11 protein-coding genes are annotated in these 11384 nt (G+C 40.7%); 4 read left to right on the forward strand and 7 right to left on the reverse strand.

Annotation, left to right across the window (positions count from 1 at the left end):
- Positions 1-14: 14 nt before the first annotated feature.
- Entirely contained in the window at positions 15-1451 is a 1437-nt protein-coding gene (locus EZJ28_RS10885; protein ID WP_131397755.1) for an SDR family oxidoreductase, read from the reverse strand.
- A gap of 70 nt (positions 1452-1521) precedes the next feature.
- On the opposite strand from EZJ28_RS10885, the gene EZJ28_RS10890 reads away from it, so the two are divergent.
- Positions 1522-1725, forward strand: a complete 204-nt coding sequence (locus EZJ28_RS10890) for a hypothetical protein (RefSeq protein ID WP_131397757.1) — start codon at positions 1522-1524, stop codon at positions 1723-1725.
- A gap of 18 nt (positions 1726-1743) precedes the next feature.
- On the opposite strand, the gene EZJ28_RS10895 is transcribed toward EZJ28_RS10890, so the two are convergent.
- On the reverse strand, positions 1744-2169 hold the full coding sequence (locus EZJ28_RS10895) for a hypothetical protein (protein WP_131397759.1): 426 nt from the start codon (positions 2167-2169) through the stop codon (positions 1744-1746).
- A gap of 111 nt (positions 2170-2280) precedes the next feature.
- Between EZJ28_RS10895 and argS the strand changes: the two genes are divergently transcribed.
- Positions 2281-4059 carry an arginine--tRNA ligase gene (gene argS, locus EZJ28_RS10900; protein ID WP_131397761.1) on the forward strand — a complete coding sequence of 593 codons (1779 nt, stop codon included), beginning with the start codon at positions 2281-2283 and terminating at the stop codon, positions 4057-4059.
- A gap of 60 nt (positions 4060-4119) precedes the next feature.
- Here the strand turns inward: argS and EZJ28_RS10905 are convergent, their stop codons facing one another.
- Entirely contained in the window at positions 4120-5913 is a 1794-nt protein-coding gene (locus EZJ28_RS10905) for a hypothetical protein (protein WP_131397763.1), read from the reverse strand.
- A 221-nt stretch (positions 5914-6134) separates the two neighbouring features.
- On the opposite strand from EZJ28_RS10905, the gene ffh reads away from it, so the two are divergent.
- Together ffh and EZJ28_RS10915 are read left to right on the forward strand one after the other, a co-directional pair.
- Positions 6135-7463 carry a signal recognition particle protein gene (gene ffh / locus EZJ28_RS10910; protein ID WP_131397765.1) on the forward strand — a complete coding sequence of 443 codons (1329 nt, stop codon included), beginning with the start codon at positions 6135-6137 and terminating at the stop codon, positions 7461-7463.
- Positions 7464-7507: 44 nt separating this feature from the next.
- A complete protein-coding gene (locus EZJ28_RS10915; RefSeq protein ID WP_131397767.1) occupies positions 7508-8410 on the forward strand; it encodes a bifunctional 5,10-methylenetetrahydrofolate dehydrogenase/5,10-methenyltetrahydrofolate cyclohydrolase in 903 nt (300 codons plus the stop codon).
- Positions 8411-8449: 39 nt separating this feature from the next.
- Here the strand turns inward: EZJ28_RS10915 and EZJ28_RS10920 are convergent, their stop codons facing one another.
- The 4 genes from EZJ28_RS10920 to rluF form a co-directional block, all read right to left on the reverse strand.
- Complete coding sequence (locus EZJ28_RS10920; RefSeq protein WP_131397769.1) at positions 8450-8863, reverse strand: YkvA family protein; 414 nt, start codon at positions 8861-8863, stop codon at positions 8450-8452.
- Positions 8864-8882: 19 nt separating this feature from the next.
- On the reverse strand, positions 8883-9902 hold the full coding sequence (locus tag EZJ28_RS10925) for an AI-2E family transporter (RefSeq protein WP_131397771.1): 1020 nt from the start codon (positions 9900-9902) through the stop codon (positions 8883-8885).
- A 25-nt stretch (positions 9903-9927) separates the two neighbouring features.
- Entirely contained in the window at positions 9928-10350 is a 423-nt protein-coding gene (locus EZJ28_RS10930) for a VOC family protein (protein WP_131397773.1), read from the reverse strand.
- A 112-nt stretch (positions 10351-10462) separates the two neighbouring features.
- Positions 10463-11263: a 23S rRNA pseudouridine(2604) synthase RluF gene (gene rluF / locus EZJ28_RS10935; RefSeq protein ID WP_131397775.1), complete on the reverse strand. Its 801-nt coding sequence runs from the start codon at positions 11261-11263 to the stop codon at positions 10463-10465.
- Positions 11264-11384 lie beyond the last annotated feature (121 nt).

Below are 11384 nucleotides of genomic sequence, written 5' to 3' on the forward strand. Positions count from 1 at the left end.
TTGTTTTCTTAAAGCTACTTCTTTTTATTGCCCTTCGCAATTTTGTTGATCATTCCTTCAAAGATGAAATAGTGAAAGGGATACATGGAGTACCAGTAGGCTCGGCCCATTAATCCTTTTGGGCGAAAGGTGGCATTTTGGTGAAGAACATTATTCTCGTCTATCTTGAATTCCAGCCAGGCTTCACCCGGAACTTTCATTTCAGCAAATAGCAATAGTCTGCGTTCCTCCCTGTCTGCCAATAGAACACGCCAGAAATCGAGTGAATCTCCCGCGTTTATCTTATTGGGATGAGTTCTTCCTCTTCTAAGACCAACTCCTCCGGCCAGTTTATCAAGATAGCCCCTTACTTTCCATAGCCAGTTCCCATAATACCAGCCGGTAAGTCCACCAATAGCCCAGATGCGATCCAGAACTTCTTCGGGATTTTCGATCTGTACCGACTTCTTATCCTGTAAGCAGCCATATTTTGGGATCTGAATATATTTGTTAAGCTCCTTTCTGAATCTTCCACTACTAAGAGAGTCTTTCCAGCTTGAGATCACTTCGTTCTGCTCTATCTTGTAAAAGGCTAGTTTGATCGCCTCCTTGTAATGAATGGGTTCTATGTTCAGTATCTCCTGGAGCCTTGTGTCTTTCGTGATCACTTCTACTGACATGCTGTCTACCAGGTTCTGTGCAAGTCTGTAAGATGTTGAGGTGACGAAATACAGCCAGTAAGAACTTAATTTAGGTGACATTACCGGGACACCAATTATAAGGATCTTTAAACCGCGAATTTCGGCATACTGCTCCATCATTTCCTGATAGGTGAGTATATCGGGGCCGCCCACGTCAAAAGACTCGTTGTAGCATTCTTCCCTGCCAATTACTCCCGTAAGGTATTTGATGATATCTCTAATGGCGATGGGCTGGCATTTTGTTTTCACCCATTTTGGGGTGATCATCACCGGTAGTTTTTCACAGAGGTCTCTTATAATCTCAAAGGATGAGCTACCCGAGCCCACAATGATTGCGGCCCGAAGTACGGTTAGGTTAAAATTTCCTTTATAAAGTATCTCTTCAACCTTTTTCCGTGATTTTAAATGTTTGGAAAGTTCTTCCTGATTAATGATTCCGCTCAAGTAGATCACCTGGTTTACTGATGTTTCAGCCATCATTAAGTTGAAGTTCTCAGCAGCCTGAGCTTCCTGCTTATCAAAATCTTTGGTAGAACCGGTCATCGAGTGGATCAGGTAGTAGGCCACATCGATATTCTTTATTTTTTCAGGAGCTTTGGAATCCTCTAAAAAATCTATTTCGACGATCTCCACCTTTTTTTTGAGTTCGTCATAGGAAGTGAATCTGTTTCTGTTACGCACCGCACACACAACTTCATGGCCCTGTTCCAGTAATTGTGGTAAAAGCCTCATGCCTATATATCCATTGGCGCCGGTTAGTAAAATTCGCATTTCGGTGATTTACCCATCAAATTAGAAATTTAATTATTACTTTCACTCTGGATTAATAAAACTTTATTAAATGAATAACGTGCTTAAATTCGTACTCTTGATAATAGGGGTGGGCCTTGTAGGTTATGGAATTTATACTCTGGTTACTCCTGAATTTTCAATAGATGCAGGCCCGCTGCAGGTAGAAGCACAGGGTGATAATACCCAGTCTTATGCCATGATAATTTTTGGTATCCTTTCTCTGGTTGGAGGTCTGGCGTTTAAAAGAAGATAAACGCTTAAACAGTCTTAACTACAGGTCACCAATTTGAGTGGGAGCATTATCTGATTTATAATCGATGATCTTTTTGAAGAATTTATGTATCCCGGGTTTATCGGCCTTTACTTTAATAAAATAGTGATCTATATATATACTATATTCCTCGGCCTTTCCCTTGTAAAGGTTTAGCTTGAAATAGGGTATGACCAGGGCATAGGTTTCCAGCAGGGATCTGAACATCACAATAATTCCGTTATTTCTCATTTCTACATTGCAAACATTGGTATTGTTATCCAGGATAAGCAAGTTGTGAATATCGATACTGGCAGAGGTGATCTGTAATTTTGGTGAGCCGGTGCCTTTGAGTTTCACCCTTTCAAACAGTGTAAATGGTTTTCCTACTTTTTCATTTATCCTTTCAGATATAGCAGGACGGTTATAGGATATATTCAGTAGCATTTCTTTTTTCCTAAATATAAGGATTTGGGTATAAAGCGGGCCTTCTGAAACTTCATTTCTTTTTATCTTTGCGCACTTATTAATCGGAAATACGCTAAAAAGCATAGGAAAATGAGTATTGAACAAATTCTTGCATCAAAGGTTAAAGAAGCGGTAAAGAAACATTATGAAGTTGAACCTGAAAGTATCGAATTTCAGCCTACCCGTAAGGATTTTGAAGGGGATATCACCCTGGTGGTCTTTCCTATGCTGAAGCAGGTAAAAACCAATCCCGCGCAATTAGCTGAAAATATTGGGAAATATCTTGAAGAGGAAGTTGAAGAAGTAGCCGGATTTAATGTAATTCAGGGTTTTCTTAATATCGTGATCAGCGATGATCATTATATCAATTTCTTCAATGAAATAAAAGATCGTGAAGATTTTGGAATTCTGTTGCCCCAGACCGATGCTAGCGGGATCATGGTGGAATATTCTTCACCTAACACCAACAAGCCTTTGCATTTAGGGCATATCAGAAATAATCTTTTGGGATATTCGGTTTCTGAAATTTTAAAAGCGGCAGGTAACGAGGTGTATAAGGTTCAGGTTATCAACGATCGCGGAATCCATATCTGTAAATCCATGGTGGCCTGGCAGAAATTCGGCAACGGGGAAACTCCTGAATCTACCGGCCTGAAAGGAGATAAACTCGTTGGAAACTATTACGTAAAGTTCGATCAGGAATATAAAAAGGAAATCGCTCAGCTACAGGAAGAAGGAAAGTCAGAGGATGAAGCAAAAGCACAGGCTCCTATCTTTGTTGAAGCCCAGGAAATGCTTAGAAAATGGGAGGCTAACGATCCTGAGGTCGTAAAGCTTTGGGAAACTATGAACCGGTGGGTTTATGATGGTTTTGATAAGACCTATGATGCCCTGGGAGTTGATTTTGATAAGAACTATTATGAAAGTGAGACCTATCTTCTAGGGAAGGACAACGTGCAAAAAGGACTTGAAGATGGCGTTTTCTTTAAAAAGGAAGATGGTAGCGTTTGGATAGACCTTAGCGATGAAGGCCTTGATGAAAAGATAGTTCTTAGAAGTGATGGTACTGCCGTTTATATGACCCAGGATATAGGGACTGCGATCCAACGGTTCAAGGATTTTGACATCAATCAGATGGTTTATACCGTAGGTAATGAGCAGGATTATCATTTTAAAGTCCTTTTCCTCATTCTGAAAAAGCTCGGCTTTGACTGGGCAGATGCCCTTTATCACCTTAGTTACGGCATGGTGGATCTTCCATCAGGAAAAATGAAGAGCCGTGAAGGCACAGTGGTTGATGCCGATGATCTAATTAAAGAAATGACAGCTACAGCTAAGGATATCTCTGAAGAACTGGGAAAACTTGATGGATATTCAGATGCTGAAAAGGAGGAACTCTACCGCATTATAGGACTTGGAGCTCTTAAATATTATATTCTGAAAGTTGATCCAAGAAAACGTATTCTGTTTAATCCTGAAGAATCTGTGGATTTCCAGGGAAATACCGGGCCATTTATCCAGTATACCTATGCAAGAATTCAATCTATCTTAAGAAAGGCCGAATTTGATACTTCAGCACAACTTTCGAAGGACTTTCAATTTCACGAAAAGGAAAAGGAACTAATCAAACAGCTACAACTGTTTCCCGAGACCGTTGGTCTTGCAGCAGAAAACCTTTCTCCGGCCCTGATCGCCAACTATATCTACGAACTGGTTAAATCTTTCAATTCGTTCTATCAGAATGTTCCAATTCTGGGGATTGAAAATGAAGAAGAGAAGGTGTTCAGAGTACAGCTAGCCAGATCGGTCGCCAGTGTTATTAAATCAGGCTTCAAACTACTTGGAATAGAGGTTCCGGAAAGAATGTAAAGATCAATTTCTGCCCGGGTTACCGGGCAGAAGTTTTTTCATTAGACTCCGGTATTATTCTTATACCAGCTGTTCTTTTAGTCTGTAAATTTCTTCCTCAGAGTTTAAAAGTATCTTTCTGAACTGGTCGGAATTGGACAGATAATTCTCTACTAGCAGGTTTTTGTAGTATTCCATGCCTTCTAAAAGGTTGTTGCAAAACTTTTGATAAGATTTTTTTGTCCTGGGATCGGGAGAAATATGTTCAAGCACCTGTTTTTTGAGATGGTCAACATAGAGTGTGAGCTCTTTGGCGAACATATTGGGACGCTCCGAACGATTCATGATACTCTTCCTGCCGTAGATATGGCCTGTAATTTCCTCCAGGCTTACTTTTCTGTTGAAATTAGCAATATTGGGACCGGGACAAATAGTCACGGCTTTGAGGTTTTTCACGAATTCTTCTTCATGTTGGATCGGCGCTGAATTGCTAAGTCCCACGCATAGGCATTCTTTCTCCAGAACCTCACTTTTCTGTTTTTCATACTCGGCTTCAGGTAGCTGGGAGGCCTTCAGCTGAGCGAGTTTTAGATTTTGATACTTCTTTGAGGCAGTACAAATAGGTTTCTTTGTAAATTCGGTGTTCGATACCAAATATTTCTCCGGGCAACTGCTTCCGGGTTTACCTTGAATAATTCTTTTTAATCTTTCCTTTTCCGAACTCGTGCCTTTAAGATAATTGAAACTTACCCCTAGAGGACTGCTTCCACTAAGAACAACATCCTTATCCTTGGAGTTCTGAAGCACCATAAGAGTATCCTCATCTACTGTAGTCGCTTCCGGGCAAAGTAAAAATGGTGTTCCCCAGCCGGTGCTGTCTACTTGGTAATAATTTTGCAGGAACTGATCTTCTTCATAGGTTCCAATGCCGCCCTGGGCCGTAATTTTTATGGGATGAGGTTTTTCAAACCTTTTTAGTCCCAGTGCCTCTATTGATTTATTATAGAGCTCATATAGACTGTCCTGTAACTCTTTTTTTCGATTTTTGAATTCTTCCAGGATAGGTCCCATTAGTGAACCCTGGGTGGCAAAAGCATGTCCCCCACAGTTCAAACCTGATTCAATGCGGAATTCGCTAACCCAAAGGCCTTTTTTTGCCAGATATTTCCCCTGGATCAGGGCCGAGCGAAAATCGCTCACTTTAATAATGATCCTTTTTCGGAATTTCCCCCAGTCGTATGCATCAAATTCCCTGAAATTTTCAAGGTAATTGTACAGGCGGGGATTCATGCCGGCAGAAAAAATAACGGCAGAATTATCAAGGTTGCTTTTAGCGTAACCTTTCAGAGCGGTTAGAGCATCCGATCCATCTGGGATGGGATTCCCTTTCCTGTCGTTCACCTCCCTGTCTACTTTGGTCATTATATTAACCTCGATGGCTCCAGGCTGTATGTTGTTCCTTAACTCGTTTTCAAGAATTTTTTTATCCTCTGGTTCTGCTGTAGACAGGAATTGAAGATATCTTTTCTTGAGATCACTTGCATCCGGTAACATGTCAAAGTATTTCACAAGGTCTGAGCCTTTTTCCATGGAAGCTTTCCGAAGTTCTTCCATGCGATCTTTTACCATTCGATTAACTAGGTTCAAATAGTCTGTAACCCGTTTGGCTCTGTGATCCTTTTCCTGGTTGGTAATTGGAATATAAGGTTCGTTATTTTGCTTGTAGTAAACCTTTCGCATTACTTCAATAAGATTGTCTTCAACAATAGAAATAGCTGAAGTGATCCCGAAACTTGCAACTTTTATTGGAGTATCAATAGTATAAGCGATTCCCATTACAGGGATGTGAAAGGTATGTGGAGATAGATTTATCATAGGTCGTAAAAAATTAAGCGGGCAATATGAGATTCTAATTCGATAGGAAAAATGATATATATCATATAAGAACCCAATTATCTTTGATAAGTATAGAATTGTGGCATGTGACAGTATTATATTGAAGGGGCATCTCGAAATAAACTTTTCACTTCAACTACAAATCATTAAATTTGCAACTCGCTGCCCGGCAGCGATAGAATAAAATCACAGGAAAGAATATGTTTGATAATTTAAGTGACAAGTTAGATAATGCCTTACACGTTTTAAAAGGGCATGGCCAGATAACTGAAGTTAACGTAGCGGAAACCCTTAAGGAGGTTAGACGTGCGCTGGTAGATGCCGATGTTAACTATAAGATAGCCAAGGATTTTACCAATACGGTAAAAGAAAAGGCGCTGGGGCAGAACGTACTTACGGCCTTAAAGCCGGGGCAGATGATGGTAAAGCTTGTAAAGGATGAGCTTACCGAATTGATGGGAGGAGAAGCCGAAGGTATCGATCTTTCAGGGAATCCATCTGTGATCTTAATGTCGGGTCTTCAGGGTAGTGGTAAGACCACTTTCTCCGGAAAACTTGCTAATTTTCTGAAAAATAAAAAAACGAAAAAACCTCTTCTTGTTGCTTGTGACGTTTACCGTCCCGCGGCGATCAATCAGCTTCATGTAGTAGGAGACCAGGTTGGTGTTGAGGTATATTCGGAAGAAGGCAATCAGGACCCGGTAGCTATTTCAAAGAATGCTATCGCTCATGCTAAAGAGAATGGTCATAATGTGGTGATCATCGATACTGCGGGTAGACTCGCTGTGGATGAAGCGATGATGACCGAAATATCAAATATTCACCAGGCCATCGAACCGAATGAGACCTTGTTCGTGGTAGATTCGATGACCGGTCAGGATGCGGTGAATACAGCGAAAGCTTTTAACGACAGGCTGGATTTTGACGGAGTAATTCTTACCAAATTAGATGGTGATACTCGTGGTGGTGCGGCCATCTCAATTAAATCTGTAGTTAACAAACCAATCAAGTTCATTGGTACGGGTGAGAAAATGGATGCTATTGACATCTTTTATCCTTCCCGTATGGCGGACAGGATCCTCGGGATGGGAGATGTTGTGTCTCTTGTTGAGCGTGCCCAGGAGCAATATGATGAAGAAGAAGCGAGAAAGCTTCAGAAAAAGATCGCCAAAAATAAATTTGGTTTCGATGATTTTCTGAATCAGCTTCAGCAGATCAAGAAAATGGGGTCTATGAAAGATCTTATGGGAATGATCCCTGGTGCCGGCAAGATGCTTAAGGATGTAGATATTGATGATGATGCGTTCAAGGGGATTGAAGCGATTATCCACTCCATGACACCTGAAGAAAGAAGTGAGCCTAAGATTATCAATGCGAGCAGAAAGAAAAGGATCGCTAAAGGTTCTGGTACCTCTGTTCAGGAGGTGAATCAGCTGCTTAAGCAATTCAACCAGATGGGTAAGATGATGAAGATGATGCAAGGTGGCGGTGGCCGAAAAATGATGCAAATGATGAAGGGAATGAAATAATTCCCTTTTTTTGATTTAATATCCAATATTAACACAACTAATACATGACTATTCTCGACGGTAAAAAGGTGAGCAACGATATCAAAAATGAGATCGCTGCTGAGGTTACCAAAATAAAAAAGCGTGGTGAAAAAGTACCACACCTGGCGGCTATCATCGTTGGGAAGGACGGGGCGAGTTTAACCTATGTAAACAGTAAGGTAAAAGCCTGCCAAAGAGTAGGTTTTGAATCCTCACTTTACCGTCTTCCAAACACTGTAAGCGAACTTGAGTTGTTAGATAAGATCGCAGAGCTTAATCAGAATGATGATATTGACGGTTTTATAGTGCAGTTGCCATTACCACCGCAGATAGATACTCAGAAAGTATTGAATGCCGTGGACCCCGATAAGGATGTTGATGGCTTTCATCCAACCAACTTTGGAAAGATGGCATTGGATATGACCACATTTATTCCGGCTACTCCTTTTGGGATCCTGGAATTACTTGAGAGATATGATATTCCAACTAAAGGGAAACACACTGTTGTTATTGGAAGAAGTTATATTGTAGGAAGACCTATGAGCATTCTAATGGGAAGAAGTGGATTTCCAGGAAATTCAACGGTTACATTAACCCATGAATTCACTAAGAACATCACTCAGGTAACCTCTCAGGCTGATATCATTATTATTGCGGTTGGTATCCCGAATTTCCTGAAAGCTGAAATGATTAAGGACGATGCGGTAATCATTGATGTAGGGATCACCCGGGTACCCGATGAGAATACAGAAAAGGGTTATGTGATTAAAGGTGATGTTGATTTTGATAATGTAAGCAAAAGAGCTGCATATATTACCCCAGTGCCGGGAGGTGTGGGGCCTATGACGGTTTCCATGCTCTTGAAGAATACCTTGCTTGCAAGGGAGAGACACAAAAAAAGAGCTATGGAGGCTCAGAAGAGATAAATAAAAAGAGGTCTAATTATTTTTAGACCTCTTTTTTATTTAAGCAGCTTCTTCAGTCTCTTCATTCTCGAGCTTCCAGTCCAGATAGTTGTGAAGATCAGATTCAATGAACCTTAATCCAAAGGTTAGAACTGCGAAATCATCAATGTAGCCCAGACCCGGAATGAAATCAGGGATTATATCCAGTGGATTGAGGATATAGAGAAATGAAAATGCGATGGTAGCAATAGTGAACCAGGGTACCTGCGTATAGACTCCTTTTCGGTAGTCTTTTAGCATTCCGTACATCACTTTTCCCAGTTCAGCATATTTCCTAAGCATGTTGGAATTGATGATCTTATCGGCGATCTCCTGCTGATTTCTCATCGCCACATTTACATCATCATCATCAATTTTGGTGATCTCACCTTTTACAAACTCTTCATCGATTTCTTTTTTCTTTTTTCCGAACATATTTCCTTTGTTTAATTACTTATAATCTGTGATGGGCATTTCCGTATTCCTTCTTATATATTTTCAGGATAAGAAGAAAAAGGGAAATTAGCAAAGGCCCGAATATTAATCCTATAAAACCGAACAGTGGTACTCCAATGATCACACCAAAAAGGGTGATGAGTGGATGTACGCTGGCCAGCCTTTCGAGTACGTATAAGCGTATAATGTTATCTGTAGAACCAACTACTACAAAACCATAGATAAGCAGGGCTACGCCCTCCCAGTCACTCCCCTGTGCAAAGAGTAGGATGGAGGCGGGGATGATCCCAATGGCTGTTCCTATAAAGGGGATCATCGAGCCTATAGCGGTGATCACGAACCAGAAAAATGGATCTGGTACTCCAAAGATCAGGAATCCGATAAGGGCGATGACACCCTGAACTATTGCGACGAGGGGAATTCCCAGGGCATTCGATTTCACCAGTTCGTTGCTTTCTTCCCCAATAATGCGCAGATTGTCTTTTCCGAGAGGAATGTATGTAATCATGGATTCTCTCATGGATTGCCTGTTGGTAAGCATATAATATAACATGAAATACATGATTCCTATTGCTATAAAAGCATTGAAAGTTCCCCCAGCCAGGTTCTGAAGATTTGCGGAAACCCAGTTGGTAATGGATGAAGTATCTATCGCAGAACTTATTTCAAAGCCCAGGTATTCTTCGGTAACCAGCATTTGTTTTTTTAGAGCGCGCAGCACACGTTCTGAATTAGCCACAGCTTTACCTATCTTGGAGGTAAGCATAAAGGCTATAGTGGATACCGGGATCAGGATCCCAACAAAAGATAGGGTCATGAGCAGAGTAGCGGCTAAAGGAGCTTTCCATCCCCGGTTTAACAGGGCTTTCATCCATCTCTTTAATATTACATATAGCGTAACCGCACCCAGTACCCCGGAAAGATAGGGCAGGATCTCCTTGAAAATTAAAACCGTTAAGAAAAGAATTAGTAGCAGAACAAAGATCTGTCGTACTAAAGACGGTTTAAGTCTATCCATATTTTAGTAGTTGGTTAATATGCTTTTACTTCGCGAACAGTTGATCCATATTTTTAAATGCTTTGAACTCCAAGGCATTTCCGCACGGATCTCTAAAGAACATGGTAGCCTGTTCCCCGGGTTTCCCCTCAAATCTTATATACGGTTCTATAACGAATTCTATATTCTTGCTTTTTAGCAATTTGGCAAATTCATGAAATACGTTCCATTGTAATACTACTCCAAAGTGCGGTACAGGCACCTCTTTTCCATCTACCGGATTGGAAATAGAAGCTTTTATTTTTGTGGGATCCTGATGATGGATCACGAGTTGATGACCAAAAAAGTTAAAGTCTACCCAGTGATCACTACTCCTGCCTTCACCGCAGCCAAGGGTTTCTTTATAAAATTTACGACATTTCTCCAGGTCTGAAACCGGGATTGCCAGGTGAAAAGGTTGGATCTTCATGTTCTTGATATTAATAGTTGACTTGCCAATTTAATAAATGCCGGAAAAACCAGACATTTTAAAATTAACAAGAACTGGATATAATCCAACAAGGCCTATCGCTAATAATCTGTTAAGATTTGAATTTTCGGGGCCTTTTTCCTTTTTTGGTCTTCGTACTGCCCGAAGTTTCTATCACCGAACCTTCTTCTGTTTTAGTAGATTCTCCCAGCAGTTTGTGGATGGTATTGAGTTCTTGCTTTGTTAGATCGCGCCATTTCCCCACCGGCATATCCAATTCCACGTTCATAATTCGAATGCGCTTAAGTGAAGTAACCTCGTAACCTAAAAATTCACACATCCTCCTTATCTGTCGGTTCAATCCCTGGGTGAGTACGATGCGGAAAGTATGTTTCCCTAGTTTCTCCACTTCACATTTGCGGGTTACAGTATCAAGAATAGGAACTCCACCAGCCATTCGTTTGACGAACTCCGAGGTGATAGGTTTGTTCACCGAAACTATATACTCTTTTTCGTGATTGTTCCTGGCACGCAGGATCTTATTTACAATATCCCCGTCATTCGTCAGGAAAATTAGACCTTCGCTTGGTTTGTCCAGTCGGCCTATTGGAAATATTCTTTTAGGATAGTTTATATAATCTATAATATTGTTCTTTTCCACCCGGGTATCTGTGGTGCAAACAATACCTACGGGTTTATTGAAGGCAATGTAGACATTAGGTTCCTTGAGCTCGGCTTTTGAAACAGGCTTCCCATCCACTTTAACAATATCCCCAGCTGAAACTTTAGTTCCCATTTCGGGTACCTTGTCATTTATGGTAATGCGTCCCTGATCTATCAATTTGTCGGCTTCTCTTCTCGAGCAATAGCCTAACTGACTCAAATATTTATTAATCCTAACTTCGTCTCCCATATCGGTATTTCTTTCTTTCGCAAAGATACAAGATAAGATTTCGGGAGCCGATGATGAAAAAAATTAAAATTTTTAAAACCTCAGGCAACCTTTCGTAACTTTCCAACGTCTATATAAATAG

The organism is Gramella sp. KN1008, assembly GCF_004332155.1.
GTDB lineage: Bacteria > Bacteroidota > Bacteroidia > Flavobacteriales > Flavobacteriaceae > Christiangramia.